11 protein-coding genes are annotated in these 14,606 nt (G+C 59.7%); 5 read left to right on the top strand and 6 right to left on the bottom strand.

Annotation, left to right across the window (positions count from 1 at the left end; translation table 11 throughout):
• Positions 1-15: 15 nt before the first annotated feature.
• Genes ACL2XO_RS02125 through ACL2XO_RS02115 form a run of 3 tightly spaced genes read left to right on the top strand, consistent with a single transcriptional unit; the run spans position 16 to position 3,477 of the window.
• Positions 16-1,002, top strand: a complete 987-nt coding sequence (locus tag ACL2XO_RS02125) for an ABC transporter permease (RefSeq protein ID WP_413742095.1) — start codon at positions 16-18, stop codon at positions 1,000-1,002.
• Positions 999-1,892, top strand: a complete 894-nt coding sequence (locus tag ACL2XO_RS02120) for an ABC transporter permease (RefSeq protein ID WP_132923947.1) — start codon at positions 999-1,001, stop codon at positions 1,890-1,892. Before ACL2XO_RS02125 ends, ACL2XO_RS02120 begins: the two co-directional genes overlap by 4 nt.
• On the top strand, positions 1,879-3,477 hold the full coding sequence (locus ACL2XO_RS02115) for an ABC transporter ATP-binding protein (RefSeq protein WP_413726268.1): 1,599 nt from the start codon (positions 1,879-1,881) through the stop codon (positions 3,475-3,477). The genes ACL2XO_RS02120 and ACL2XO_RS02115 overlap by 14 nt, the downstream gene beginning before the upstream one ends.
• Before the next feature lie 157 nt (positions 3,478-3,634).
• Here the strand turns inward: ACL2XO_RS02115 and ACL2XO_RS02110 are convergent, their stop codons facing one another.
• The 6 genes from ACL2XO_RS02110 to ACL2XO_RS02085 all read right to left on the bottom strand — a co-directional run bounded on the left by ACL2XO_RS02110 (position 3,635) and on the right by ACL2XO_RS02085 (position 11,533).
• Entirely contained in the window at positions 3,635-4,468 is an 834-nt protein-coding gene (locus ACL2XO_RS02110) for an SDR family oxidoreductase (RefSeq protein ID WP_413726267.1), read from the bottom strand.
• An 11-nt stretch (positions 4,469-4,479) separates the two neighbouring features.
• Entirely contained in the window at positions 4,480-5,715 is a 1,236-nt protein-coding gene (locus ACL2XO_RS02105; RefSeq protein WP_413742094.1) for an acyl-CoA dehydrogenase family protein, read from the bottom strand.
• 26 nt (positions 5,716-5,741) lie between these two features.
• The gene (locus ACL2XO_RS02100) at positions 5,742-7,085 is read right to left on the bottom strand and encodes an LLM class flavin-dependent oxidoreductase (protein WP_413742093.1); all 1,344 of its coding nucleotides are present in this window, start codon (positions 7,083-7,085) and stop codon (positions 5,742-5,744) included.
• A complete protein-coding gene (locus ACL2XO_RS02095) occupies positions 7,082-8,437 on the bottom strand; it encodes an LLM class flavin-dependent oxidoreductase (protein ID WP_413743019.1) in 1,356 nt (451 codons plus the stop codon). The genes ACL2XO_RS02100 and ACL2XO_RS02095 overlap by 4 nt, the downstream gene beginning before the upstream one ends.
• Positions 8,438-8,485: 48 nt before the next feature.
• Positions 8,486-9,760 (bottom strand): acyl-CoA dehydrogenase family protein, encoded by a 1,275-nt coding sequence (locus tag ACL2XO_RS02090; RefSeq protein ID WP_413742092.1) that lies wholly within the window; start codon positions 9,758-9,760, stop codon positions 8,486-8,488.
• A gap of 171 nt (positions 9,761-9,931) precedes the next feature.
• Complete coding sequence (locus tag ACL2XO_RS02085) at positions 9,932-11,533, bottom strand: ABC transporter substrate-binding protein (RefSeq protein WP_203524483.1); 1,602 nt, start codon at positions 11,531-11,533, stop codon at positions 9,932-9,934.
• 542 nt (positions 11,534-12,075) lie between these two features.
• Between ACL2XO_RS02085 and ACL2XO_RS02080 the strand changes: the two genes are divergently transcribed.
• Together ACL2XO_RS02080 and ACL2XO_RS02075 are read left to right on the top strand one after the other, a co-directional pair.
• A complete protein-coding gene (locus ACL2XO_RS02080) occupies positions 12,076-13,677 on the top strand; it encodes an ABC transporter substrate-binding protein (protein ID WP_413742091.1) in 1,602 nt (533 codons plus the stop codon).
• 2 nt (positions 13,678-13,679) lie between these two features.
• Positions 13,680-14,600 carry a class II aldolase/adducin family protein gene (locus tag ACL2XO_RS02075; protein ID WP_413726262.1) on the top strand — a complete coding sequence of 307 codons (921 nt, stop codon included), beginning with the start codon at positions 13,680-13,682 and terminating at the stop codon, positions 14,598-14,600.
• Positions 14,601-14,606: the final 6 nt, after the last annotated feature.

The following is a 14,606-nucleotide window of genomic DNA, read 5'->3' as shown; positions in this document are numbered from 1 at the left end:
TTCCGGAGATTAGCGATGCATGGCCGAATCGGGTATATAGGTTGGCGGTTATTCCAGATTTTGCCGACGACATTTATCATCGTCATACTGGCGTTTGTGCTGATGAAGCTGGCGCCCGGCGACGTTATCGACGTGGTGGCGGGGGAATCGGGCGGCGCCACGCCGGAATATATGGCCCAAATGCGCCATCTGTACGGACTGGATATGCCGGTGTGGCAGCAATTTATCCATTATATTGTTTCATTGGCCCATTTCGATTTGGGTTATTCATTCCGTGAAAACATGCCGGTATCCGAACTTATCGTCAGCCGGCTCCCCGCGACGATTACCCTCTCGCTAACCGCCATCATCTTTGCGCTGGTGGTCGGGGTATTATTGGGAATGATCGCCGCCCGATACCGGGGTTCAGCCCTGGACGGGCTCATTTCCGTGTTCTCCACCATCGGCTTCGCCACGCCGCTGTTCTGGATCGGTTTGCTGCTAATCGTCTTGTTTTCCATACAGCTGCGCTGGCTACCGGTCAGCGGTTTGTCCACGGTGGGGGCGGATTACGCCAATACCTTCCAATACCTGCTGGACGTTGGGCGGCATTTGATTTTGCCGGCGTTATCCCTAAGCCTGTTCTTCCTGTCCATGTATGTCAGGATTACCCGCTCGTCGATGCTGGAAGTCTACGGGCTGGATTTTGTACGCACCGCCAGGGCCAAAGGACTACGGGAATGGCAGGTGATTTTCGGCCATATCATGCGCAATGCGGCGCTGCCCATCATCACTATTACCGGCCTTGAAATCGGCGGTCTGCTGAGCGGCTCGGTGGTTATCGAAACGGTCTTCGGCTGGCCGGGCATCGGCCGTCTTGCCTATGATGCGGTTTTTTCCCGCGACCTTAATCTGCTGCTGGGCATTTTCCTGTTCAGCTCCCTGCTGGTGGTGCTGATGAACCTGGCGGTGGATTTATTGTATGTTGCGCTGGATCCGCGCATCGGGAGGCGCCGTTCATGAGGTCACGCCGATTTCTCCAGCGCCTGGCGGACTCCGCCTCCGCCCAGTGCGGCCTGATACTGCTGCTGCTGATTCTGTTCGGCGCCGTTTCCGCCTCCTATTTCTTCCCGGGGGACCCGCGGGATATGGTGGGCAGCCCGACGATGTGGCCCGGCAGCGACCCGAGGTTTCCCCTGGGCACAGACATGATGGGCCGGGATATGCTGTCCGGCCTGCTGTATGGCGCCCGTACCTCCCTGATGATTGGCCTGTTCGCCACCGCGCTGTCAGTGGTGCTGGGCATTATTATCGGCGTGATCGCCGGCTATTTCGGCGCATCCTGGGTTGACGATGTCCTGATGCGGCTTACCGAAGTCTTTCTCACCATGCCTCGCCTGCTGTTCGCCATTGCCATGGTGATGGTGTTGGGTCCGTCCACGTTCAGCATCTCCCTGGCCCTAGGCACCACCTCATGGCCGCAAATCGCCCGGCTGGTGCGCGGCGAGGCTCTGCGCGTGCGGGAGCTGGAGTTCGTCCGGGCCGCCACCACCATCGGACTGGGGCATTTTCGCATTATCGTCCGCCATGTGCTGCCGAACAGTATCGCGCCGGTGATGGTGGCGTCGTCGGTCTTGGTGGCCCAGGTGATTTTATCCGAGGCATCCCTCTCCTTTCTCGGCCTCGGCGATCCCAGCGTCGTTACCTGGGGCGGCATGGTGGGCTCGGGGCGCGAGGTGCTGCGCACCGCCTGGTATATGACCGCCCTGCCGGGGCTGGCTATTTTTCTCACCGTCATGGCTTTTATGCTGATAGGCAACGGTCTGAACGATGTGTTCAATCCGCGCCTGCATAAAGCCCGCAAGACGCCTGTCACCATCACCGGGCGGGGAGACGCCAATGAACCTTCTTGATGTCCGGGATCTGCGCATCGGCTTTAACGGCGAACAGATCGTCAAAGGGATTTCTTTTCACATCAAACCCCATGAAAAGGTGGCCCTGGTGGGAGAATCCGGCTCAGGCAAAAGCGTCAGCGCCATGAGCCTGCTGCATCTGCTTCCCGGCGCCGAGGTATCGGGCAAGGCCTTGTTCGAGAACACCGATTTGCTGGCGCTGGGGGAGCGGGAGATACGCGATATCAGCGGCAAAGATATCGCCATGATTTTTCAGGATCCCATGACCGCCCTCAATCCGCTGCATACCGTCGGCGACCAAATCGCCGAGGTCTACCGGCTGAAATCCCGAATGAGCCAGAAACAGGCCTGGATCCGCGCCGTGGCGCGGCTGGCGGAAACCGGCATCCCCGAGCCGGAGCGCCGTGCCCATGCCTATCCGCACCAGCTGTCCGGCGGCCAGCGCCAGCGCGCCATGATAGCCATGGCGCTGGCGGGCGAGCCCAGGCTGCTGCTGGCGGATGAGCCCACCACGGCGCTGGATGTCACCCTGCGGCTGCAAATTCTGGAGCTGTTGGCCGCCCTGCAGCGCAAGAACGGTTTGTCCATTCTGCTGATCACCCACGATCTGCATTTGGTGCGCCGCTTCGCCGATCGGGTGATTGTCATGGAGGCGGGAAACATCGTTGAAGTCGCCCCCACCGAGCAGTTATTCCTGGCGCCCCGGCATCCCTATACCCGCCGGTTAATCAACAGCCGTCCCGAACGGGATATCGACAGTCCGGCCTTTGCGGCGGGAACGCCGCCGCGGCTGGAAGGCAAAGCCATCAATATAAGCTATCCCATATCCCAGCCGGGCATCAGCAACTGGTTTCGGCGCCACCGTTTCAATGCGGTGAAAAATGCCGATTTTACGCTGCCGCCGGGCCGGACGCTGGGGGTCATCGGCGAGTCCGGTTCGGGCAAAAGCACCCTGGCCGCCGCGGTGTTGGGACTGATGGGACATGAAGGCTCCCTGCTGGTGGAAGGAGTATCGTGGAAACAGGCCAATGCCGGCAGTAAGCAGGGACGCAAGTCCCTGCGCCGCAAAATCCAGGCAGTGTTCCAAGATCCCTTCTCTTCGTTGTCGCCGCGCATGTCCATTGCGCAAATCGTGGGTGAAAATCTGCATTTTCATCACCCCGAGCTGTCGGTTCGCGAGCGGGATCGGCGCATCGTGGCTATGCTCGCCGAGGTGGGTCTGACACAAGAGCAGTTCCCCGGTCTGCTGCAACGCTATCCTCATGAATTTTCAGGCGGACAGCGCCAGCGTATCGCCATTGCGCGGGCGCTGATCATCAATCCCGATATCCTGGTGCTGGACGAGCCCACCAGCGCGCTGGATGTCACCATCCAGCGGCAGATCATCGCCCTGCTACAGCGCCAACAGCGGGAACACGGGCTAAGCTACCTGATTATCACCCATGACGTTTCGGTGGTGGCCGCCATGGCGCATCAGATTATCGTGATGAAAGACGGCAACGTTATCGAAGCCGGGGAGGCCATGTCGATTTTGGCCGCCCCGGTGCATGCCTATACCCGCAATCTGATTCTGGCGGCGGCGTGAAATGCCGGCTCGGGGGGACGAGCCGCTTCGATTTAGCGACTCGGGTCCGATAGCCGTCCGGATAATCGGTTCTATTAATCAAAATAGCGGCTTGGCCCGGCGGCGCTCCGGATACCCCGCTAAACAATGGGAATTGCGGCACGCACCCGGCAATCAGTTAAATTATGGGATGCTGGCCGCCGTCCACCGAGATTAATGCCCCCACCACATAGCTGGCGCGTTCGCTGGCCAGGAACAGCACAACATTGGCGATTTCATCCGGCTCGCCGAAACGGCGCAGGGGCAATTCGGCGCTGAGCCGCTCTAACGCCTTTTCGCGTGAAACCCCCAAGCGCAGCGCCTCCTGCGCCACGGTCTGGTCCATGCGCTCGGTCAGGGTATAACCCGGATTCACCACGTTCAGCCGGATGCCGTAGCGCGCGTAATGGCTTGCCAGTCCCAGGGTGGAGAGCAGCAGCGCCGCATTGGCCGCGCCGCCCGCCACATGGGAGGGATGAGGCACACGTCCGCCGGTGCCGACGATATTGACGATGGCGCCGAGCTGCCGCGACGGCGCGCCGCCTGCCTGGTCCGTACCCGCTGAACGGGCCTTATCCACCCAGCGTTTCAGCACCGCGTCCTGGGTATGGATGTAGGTAAAATACTTGGCGTCCAGGGCGGCGTGCCAGGCGGCGCTGTCAAGGGATTCCGGCGGATTCCGGCGGGCGGCGCCGGCGCTGTTCACCAGAATATCGATGGACCCCAACCGTTGGGTAATCGCCGCCACGGCGGCATCGGCCTGTTCGCTTTGGCTCAGGTCAGCCCGGGCCACGGCAATGACCGCGCCTTCCTCTTCTTCCAGAACCTTTCGCGCCTGTTCCAGGTTCCCCCCGTCGCGGGAGACAATACCCACCCGCGCTCCTTCGCGAATGAACGCCCGAGCCACCGCCAGACCGATGCCTTTACTGCCGCCGGTCACCAGTACCGTTTTTCCCGCTAAACCGAGTTCCATGACCCTACCCCTTAGATTTTGGTGTTGATGGGCGGCAGTGCGCCGTTCAGATAAAAATCGCCCACCGCCCGCGCCTTGTAGGCCACCGGGTCGTGTGTGGTATGCGTGCGCGCATTGCGCCAGTGCCGGTCCAGATTGAGCCGGGCTGAGGTGGCCGATGCCCCGCCGATGCGGAATATCATCTCGCTCACCTTGATAGCCGCTTCGGTGGTGGCGTATTTTGCCTCGGCCACCGCCACCGAGGCCTCTCCCAGCAGCCTGTCGGCATCCGCCCCGCCGGCGAAGGCAACCCGTACCGCGTTTTCCAGCAGTGCCGCCCCCCGCTCCAGCAGGCTTTCCGCCCCGTGGGTGATAATGGCCATCTCCCCCACGGTGTGGAGCACATAAGGATCCTCTATGGCGCCGCGCACGCCGCTTTCCCGCAATACCCGCGCGGATGTGCGGCCGTATTCGCAGGCATCCTCCAGCGCCGCCCGGGCGATACCGGCATCAATGGAGGCGTGTATCAACTGGGCGAAGCCGCCCTCATGGGTGCGGCGATCGCCATAGGCGGGAATACGCAAAATCTCCTCCTCGGCAATTTCGACGTCGGCGAATGCGGTGGTGCCGCTGGCGGTAGTGCGTTGCCCCATGCCGTCCCAATCATCCGCCACCGTGACGCCGGGCCGGTCCACCGGGACAAAAATCGCCGCCCGGCCCCCCTCTTCGTGAGCCGCCGTCACCAGGATAATGCTGGAGAATAGGCTGCCGGTACTGTAATACTTATTGCCCCGCAGACGCCAGACCCCATTCTCCCTGAAAAGCAGCGTCGAGACATCGCCGATAAATGCGCCTTCCCGTTCGGCGGCGGCATTGCTCATCAAGCAGCCTTCCAACACCAGGTCAAAGTAGACTTTTTGCTGCGCCGGCGTTCCGTAAATGCGAAGTTTTTCCAGGTTGGTGAAATGCGGCGCAATGCCCTGGCCGATATTGGGATCGCCGGCAGCCAGCAGCCGTATAATCCGGGAAAAACTCACCATGTCTATCTCCGGGCCGCCGTACTCTCGCGGTACACGCATGGCCAACAGGCCGCTGCGGCGCAGCTCCAGCATCTCTTCATGGGGCAATAGCCGCTGGCGGTCGCGCTGCGGCGCCCCGGCGGCAAAACGCAGCCTGAACTTCTCCGCCAGCGCCAATAATGCCGTTATCTTCTCGGTACACGATTCGGCGGGGTCTACCCGGCCTTTGTCTTTAAAATATGCAGACACCCCTGACTCCCCTCGTTAAACTCTGATTATTCATTAAGACGCCCATACCGACTGACCGGCCGCGCCAGCCCCATGATTTCCCGGGTGGTGGAACCCCGGTATTCGGTGCGAAACAGCCCCCGCCGCTGCAGTTCGGGCACCACTAGCGTGACGAAATCCTCCAGTCCGCCCGGCAGCCAGCCGGGCATGATATTAAAACCGTCCGCGCCGCCCTCCTGGAACCAGGCGGCCATGTAATCGGCAATATCCGTCGCGGTGCCGGTTAACACCGGATGGCCGCGGGCGATGGAAACCTGCAGATAGAGATCCCGAATGCTCAGGCTATCGCGCCGGGCAATATGCCGGAGCAACCCGCTCCGGCTGTCGGCGCCTTCTCCGGGCAATGCGTCTTCCGGCAAAGGCCCGTCCACCGGATAGCCGGACAGATCCACTCCGCCGAGGTGATGCTCAAGCTGCGCCAGTCCCACCTCGGGATGAATCAGGGATTGCAGATAGCCGAATTTTTCCCGGGCCTCGTCGCGGGAGCGGCCGACAATGGGGAACAGTCCCGGCAGAATGCGCAGCGACTCGGGCTGACGCCCCTCCTCCCGCGCCAATCCCTTTAGCCGGGCATAAAAAGATTTTGCATCCTCGAGGGTGGTCTGGGCGGTATAGATGATCTCCCCGACCCTGGCCCCCAGCCCGATACCGGCGGAGGACGATCCCGCCTGCACCAGCAGCGGATGTCCCTGTGGCGGGCGGGCGATGTTCAGCGGCCCCCGGATGTCGAAAAACTCGCCGTGATGATGAAGGGCATGCAGGCCGTCGGGGCGGAAATAGACGCCCGAGTCCCGATCGGCGACGATGGCGTCGTCATCCCAGCTATCCCATAGCCCGCGCACCGCCTCCACAAACTCAGCGGCCCGCCGGTAGCGCTCCTCCGGCGGCGGTAACCGCCCGTTGCCGAAGTTTTCCGCTTCGGCCGGGCTTGAGGAGGTGACGATGTTCCAGCCGGCCCGCCCGCCGCTGAGAAAATCCAGGGAGGCGAATTTACGCGCGATATGAAAGGGCTCATTAAAGGTCGTGGAAGCCGTGGCCACCAGTCCGATATGGCGGGAGACCATGCTCAGGGCCGACAACAGGGTCAAAGGTTCGAAATGCGCTTTCGGCCCGCGGCCCAGGCGCTCGGCGGATCGATCGCGAATAGCCAGCCCGTCCGCCAGGAAAAACAGATCAAACAGGCCGCGCTCGGCAATCCCGATCACCTGCCGGTAATGCCCGACGTCAAGCGGGGCCAGGGGATCAACTCCTTCGTGGCGCCAGCCGGCCACGTGCCGGCCGGTAGTCTCCACAAACACCCCAAGGTTCATCTGCCGCTGCGCCCCGCTCATAAGGCGGCTCCCGCAGCCGGCTGCGTATAACGGTTCGGCGGCGCGGATAAACCCAAATGCTCCCGCAGCGTCGACCCACTGTACTCGGTGCGAAACAGCCCCCGCCGCCGCAGTTCCGGCACCACCTGGTGGATAAACTCCAGCAATCCTCCCGGCAGCCAGGGGGCCATAATGTTAAAGCCGTCCGCGCCGCCGCCGGTGAAGCGCTCTTCAAGCTGGTCGGCAATGTCCGACGCCGTGCCGAAAATCGCCCAGTGGCCGCGGGTGCCGGTCACATGCCAGTACAGTTGCCGTATGGTCAGTTTCTCCCGCCGGGCGAAATCCGCCAATAGCCGCTGCCGGCTCTGGTTGCCCTGGGACAGGGGAATTTCAGGCACCGGACCGTCAATAGGATAGCCAGACAAATCAAAGCCGCCTAAATGCCGGGCCAGCACCGGCCAGCCGATTTCCGGATCCACCAGTTCTTGCAGCTGTTCGAACTTTTCCCCGGCATGCTCGCGGGACTCGCCGACGATGGGAAACACCCCCGGCATGATCTTCAACTGATGAGGCTGGCGGCCGTAGGCCTGCATCTGCTCTTTGACGCTGCGATAAAACCCCTGCGCCTCGGCGAGGGATCGCTGGGCGGTGAAAATCACCTCGGCTTTGCGGGCCGCCAGATCCTGGCCATCGGAAGAAGAACCGGCCTGAACCAGCACCGGCTGGCCCTGGATGGCGCGGGAGATATTCAGCGGCCCCCGCACCTTGAAGAACCGGCCCTGGTGATCCAGCACATGCAGCTTGTCCGGATCGAAGAAAAGTCCGGTTTTCTTATCGTTGAGCAGCGCGTCGTCTTCCCAGCTGTCCCACAGCCCCTGCACCACGTCCACAAACTCCTGGGCGCGCTGATAACGCAGGCCGTGATCCATGACCTCGTCGCGATTGAAATTCAGCGCTTCCCCCAGCGTCCAGGAGGTCACGATATTCCAGCCGGCCCGCCCGCCGCTGATATGATCCAGCGAAGCGAATTTGCGCGCGACGTTAAACGGCTCGTTATAGCTGGTGGACGCCGTCGCCACCAGCCCGATGCGGCGGGTGAGCATCGCCAGAGCGGACAATAAGGTCAGCGGCTCGAAATTGACGGTCCGGGTGGTGCGGCCGATATGCTCGTCCTCCTCGTATTGAAAGGTCATCTGGTCGCCGAGGAAAATCATGTCGAATTTGGCGTCTTCGGCCTGCCGCGCCAGCAGCTTGAAATGCTCAAGATTCATGCCGGCGTTCCGCGGGGCGTCCGGGTGGCGCCAGGCGCCGATATGATGGCCGACATCCTGTAAAAAAGCCCCCAAATGCATCTGTCTTTTCTGTTTTGTCATCATTTTCACCCATGGCGAAACGGTTATCCGACCCGGACCGAGGCTTTATCAGTCATACATGGTGATGGGGGGCGGCGTCTGATTGAGGTAATAATTCCCCACCACGCGATAGCGGTGATTAATGGGATCGTGGGTGGTATGGGTACGCGCGTTGCGCCAATGGCGGTCAAAATTATTCTCCCGCAGGGTGGCGGACGAGCCGCCCACCTCATAAATCAGTTCCGCCGCCCGCAGCGCCGCGCCGTTGCAAACTATCTTGGCTTCGGCGACGGCAATGGAGCCTTCAATCAGCCGCTGTTCCAATTCATCCGCCGCCGCGTTGCCGTACCAGGCGGCCACCGCCGTATCCACCAGCGCCGCGGCGCGCAGCAGCGCCGCCTCTGCGGCGTGGGCGTTGGCGATGATATTGCCGATGGTATGCTGCACGTAGGGATCGTCCACCGACCGCTGCACGCCGGAGTCGGCGCGGGGACGCGCCCCGCGGTGCGCCCAGGCCACCGCGTCGTCCAGCACCGCGAGGGCGATACCCACTTCAATGGTGGAATGGAGCATTTGGGTGGCGGCCGGCTGATAATTGCGTTTCTTGCGCTCTTCGCCGCTGTAAAACATCACTTCATCTTCGGCCACCGCGACATCGAGAAACTCCGTGGTGCCGCTGGCGGTTAACCGCTGTCCCATGCCGTCCCAGTTATCATGCTGCACAATGCCCGCACGCCCCCTCGGCACGAAAACCGACACCGTATCGCCGCTATCATCCTTGGCCGTGACCCGCAGCCGGTCCGCCATCAATCCGCCGGTGCTGTAGAATTTTTGGCCGCTCAGCCGCAAACCCCGAGGGGTATTACTGAGCCGGGTGGTCATGTCCGACACGAATTTTCCTCCCAGTTCCCCGGTGGCGCCGCTGATCAAATCCCCCCGCAGCAGTCCCTGAAAATAGCGCGTTTGCTGATGGGGGGTGCCGGTAAGGCGAATGCGTTCAACCGAGGTAAAATGCGGGATCAATATCTGGGCGACGTTGGGGTCGCCCTTCGCCAGCAGGATGGATATCCGCGCCAGGTCGGTGTAGTTCAGCTCAGGACCGCCGTGGGTTTTGGGCACCCTGGCGGCGGCAATGCCCGCCTGTAACACCCAGTTCAATTCATCGTGGGGCAAAATACGTTCTTTATCCCGCACCGAGGCGTCCACCGCCAACCGGGCGCCGATATCCCGCGCCGCGGCGAGCAAATCGTCCCGGCTATCCCGGCCGGCCACCGGCCCGGCAAACCGGCCGTTACGATCCTCCGGCGTTTCGGCGGGGGTGGGGGGAGTCATATTCAAGGACATAACGCTGCTCCAAAAAACGGTGAAAAATAACGGATCCGCACAGGACCCGACCTTAATCAGGAAATCTTGCGCCAAGCCATCGCCACTATGAGGAATCATCCTGCTGGCCACCGCCAAGATAAGGGCGTCTCATGATCGGCGGTCGAGACATTGTGCCCGCTGCCTGCACCCCTATTTCCCGGCTATCCAGGCGTCGCGAAAGCCGGAATGCGCTCCCGCCGGCGAGAAATCCAGACCGTGCAGTTTACGGTTGTAAACGGTAAAAAACGGCGCCGCCATGACCGGCAACAGCGGCAGATCGGTAAGGGTCTGCCGCTGGAAATCCGCAATCACGGCAATGCGCTTTTTGGGGTCAACTTCATTCTGATAGGCCTCGATCAATCGGTCGGTGGCCGGACTGACGTAAGCGAAGGCGTTGGCATAGGGCACCCCCGGCGATTGGGCTTTGGAGTAATAGACCCGGGTTAACCCCATTTGCGGATCCAGCATCACGCCGAATCCCTGGAAAATAATATCGAAGTCATAATCGGTATAGACCTTCTTGAGGAAGGTGGCGTTGTCCAGCGGCGTAAAGTCGATAGCGATGCCGATTTTATTGAACTCCTGGCGGAGGAACTCCCCCGCCAGCAGGAACTGGCTGGAACTCGGGTCGGTATAAAGGCGCAGGGTGAAGCGCTTTCCGTCCGCCTTGACGGGATAACCGGCTTCGTCCAGGAGAGTATTGGCCTGCTTCACGCTGTAATCATAACGGGGGATATCCGGCGTGAAAAATTGGGTCAATGATTGGGGCACCACGCTGTATTCGGGATTACTTTGACCGTACCAGACGGTGTCGATAATCCGTTGCCTATCGATAATATGGGCAATGGCCTGCCTGACTTTCAGATTGGACAATGGGACCGAACGCAGATTGAAACCGAGAAAATAGGTTTGCGCCGCATAAGAGTACCCGCGGGAATCAAATTTCAGTTCCGGATTTTGCTTAAGCCGGTTTATATCCGAAAACGGCACCCCGGCGTAGGGGATATAGGACACTTCGCCGGATTCCAACGCCGCGCTGCGCGCCGCCGCGTCGGGGATAAAACGGTAAATCACCCGGTCAAGATAGGGCTTTCCCTTGTCCCAATAATCCGGATTACGTTCCAGGATAACGTACTGTCCGCGCTTCCACTCCTTGAAACGAAAGGGACCGGTGCCGATGGGCCGGGCGTTTTCCGGGCTTTTGCGAATGTCGCCGCCGTCGAAAATATGCTTAGGCACCACCTGCGATTCCGCGCCGTCCAGTGCGCTGAGAATAACCTGGGACGGCGAACTTAGGCGGAAGATGGCGGTGTAATCGTCCGGGGTTTCCACATCTTTCAGGGCGGCAAAGGTGGACCGCCCGCGAGAATGGACTTTTTTCCAGACTTCCAGGGCGGAGTATTTCACATCCGCTGAGGTAAAGGGCTGGCCGTCATGCCATTTCACGCCGTGACGCAAATGAAAGGTGATGCTCAAGCCGTCCGGCGCCACCTCCCAGGAGGTGGCCAGACGGGGCTGGGGCCGGTAGTTATCGTCATAATACACTAAGCCGTCAAAAATATTAGCGGAGATAACCCGATTGGCATATTGGTTATTATAGGTCGCCGTCAACGTTACCGGCTCAGGATATATAGCGGCGATCAGCGTTCCGCCTCGTACCGGCGTCTGCTCATCCGCCAGCACCCGGCCCATGGCATTTAGCGCCAGCAGTATTATCCCCAGGGATAAAGCGGATATAAACTTCCGGGACATGAATTAACCCTTTTTTTCTAATAAACATTATTTGTCGAATGGCGCAGGTGAAATGTAAACCCGACAAATATTATCCCGGCGCAAGCTCATTTACTAAATATCAATAAATGATGTTTATAGACATCTCAATGCTATAAGAATGTTAAAAACAATAAAGCATAACCATAGCGATTAAAAGCATTAACCCGATGCAAATTCCGCCATCCTCGCATCTTACGCAATATTTTGAATAGTCTGTCTTAATTAATCATGCGCTCCAATAGCTGACAATCCCCCGTTCACGCCGTAATCTTGGCTAAATCTGAATACGCGCTACTTCTGTGGCTTATTATCATGTTTGTTCTTTGCTAATACAAAAAAAGCATTGGCTAAACGGGTTATAGATTTCTATTTTAAGTGTTTCTAATATGTTACTAAAAAATGAGCGCCCATTCTGTTTAACGGACTTCTTAACGGGGATTTATCACTGAACAGGCATCACCTTAATATTTATATGGAATTAGGTTTCGTTGTTCATCATCGAGGTTATAAGATAATTTGCTATGCGTAAATTCAGTGTAACCTTGCGGCAAACGCTATTCGCCGCCATGGGTCTTTGCAGCATTTTCCCCGCGTTTTCCTCACTGGCCGCCGGGGGCAGTTTGGTCGCTATCGTCCAGCCCGAACCGGTTGCGCTAAATACGGCGTTCAACACCAATTTTCCCAACGGCGTAGTATCCAATAATATTTACGAAGGCCTGGTCACTTACAACCAGGATATGCAGCCGGAACCCAGCCTGGCCACCTCATGGGAAGTGGCGCCGGACGGCTTGAGCATCACCTTTCATTTGCGTCACGGCGTGAAATGGCACGATGGCCAGCCCTTTACCTCGGCGGACGTGAAATACTCCGCCCTGGAGCTGTGGAAAAAAGTCCACCCGCGGGGGCGCACCACCTTTGCCGCCCTGAAAGACGTGGAAACCCCGGACGCTTATACCGCAATATTCCGCCTTGAGCACCCCTCCCTGGTGATCATGAGTTCCATTAACGCCAATGAGGCGGAGATCCTGCCCGAGCATCTGTTCGCCGGGTCGGATATTCGCACCAGCCTTTACAACGCCAAGCCGGTGGGTACCGGACCCTTCAAGTTTGTGAAGTGGGTGCGGGGACAATATATCGAACTGGAACGCAATCCCGACTACTGGGACAGCGGCAAACCCAAAGTAGACAAAGTCATTTTCAGCATCATTCCGGACGCGGGTTCCAGGGCGGCGGCGTTGGAAACCGGGGAAGCCCTGTACGCTCCTTATGACTCGGTGCCGTTATCCGACGTACAGCGTTTGCGCCAAAATCCGCAGCTGGTGGTCACCAAGCAGGGCTACGATTCCTCGGCGGCCTATACCTTCCTGGAGTTCAACCTGCGAAATCCCATCCTGGCGAATCTTAAGGTCCGCCAGGCCATCGCCCGGGCCATCAATAAACAGGCGCTGGTGGATGTGGTCTGGTACGGCCTGGGAAAACCGGCCACCGGTCCGATCCCCTCCTCCCTCAAGCAGTTTTACACCGCCGACGGCGTACCGCAGTATCCCTACGATCCCGCCGCCGCGGAAAAACTGCTGGATGAGGCCGGCTACCCCCGCAAGGCGGGCGGTATTCGCTTTAAGCTGGCCATTGACTATTTCCCGGTTAACGACGGCTTTAAAAACCAGGCCGAATTTATCCGCCAGAGCCTGAGCAAGATAGGTATCGAACTGACGGTGCGCAATCAGGACCTGGCCACCTTTATCAAGCGGATCTACAGCGATTACGATTTTGATATCGAGACCGGCCGCTGGGTGCCGATGATGGACCCACAGATTGGCGGGCTGCGCCACTATTGGAGCAAGAACATCGCCAAAGGAACGCCTTGGTCCAATGCCTCAAATTATACCAATCCCAAGATGGATGCGCTGATTGCATCGCTGCAGGTGGAAAGCGACCCGGCCAAACGCGCCGACGAATTCCACCAGTTTCAGCGCCTGGCGCAAACCGATCTGCCGGTGATACCCCTGGTTGAACAACAGAATTTTACCGTCTACAGCGCACGGCTCAAAGGCGTCAGCACCGCTCCCGACGGCGCTTTATCGTCCCTTAAAGACGTGTCTTTGGAACCCGGAGGAAAATAATCATGACCGCTTTCTACCCACAGGACCCGCGTGAACAAACCGAGCCTTTTACCGCCGCAACCGCCACGGACAATGCTACCCGCCCGTCGTCACGGCAGGGCGCCCCCGGGGTTGCCGCCGAGCAGGCGCGGCCGGAGGCCGGAGGGGATTTCGCCGATGATGCCGATGAGCAGCCGAGGCTGGAGGCCAGGCGGGATCTGGCCGCCGCGCACCGGCTCGCGGTTTGGCACGATTTCAGCGAAGGTATCTACAATCATTTCACCCTGGCTGTGCCGGGCACCAACGATCGTTTTCTGCTGCCGCCGTTCGGCCTGCATTGGTCGGAAATCCAGGCCAGCCAGCTGATGACCATCGGTTTCGACGGCAGGCTCCTGGCGGGGGAAGGCATTATCCAACGCTCGGCGTATTGCATTCACGCGCCGATACATGCCGCCCATGCCAAGCACCAGGCGGTATTCCATACCCATATGCCCTATGCCGGCGCGCTGACCCGGCTGGAGAGCCAGCACCTGCTGGCTCTCGGCCAGACGGAGGCATTATTGCTCGATCAGATTGCCTACGATGACGCCTACGACGGCCTGGCCCGCGATCCGGCGGAAGGGGAGCGCCTGGCGACAATACTGGGTGAAAAAACCATTCTTTTTATGGGCAACCACGGCGTGCTGGTGACCGGCCGCTCCGCCGCCGAGGCCTACGATCGCCTTTATACCCTGGAACGGGCCGCCCGGGTCCAGCTGTTCGCCCTGTGGACCGGCCAGCGCCTGCGGGGCTTAAGCCCGGCCCAGGTGGACAAGGTGCAGGATCAAATCCACAACACTCCCCTGCACAATTCGCCGGGAGAACAATACAAACCCGGCTATCAGCTGCATTTTGAAGCGTTAAGGCGGCTGCTGGACCGGCGCGAACCCGATTATCGCGATTAAGTACAT

The organism is Sodalis sp. RH15 (assembly GCF_047324255.1).
GTDB classification, from domain to species: Bacteria; Pseudomonadota; Gammaproteobacteria; order Enterobacterales; family Enterobacteriaceae; genus Acerihabitans; species Acerihabitans ligni.
The sequence above is the reverse complement of the archived record's forward strand: the minus strand, read 5'-3'. Positions and strand labels throughout refer to the sequence as shown.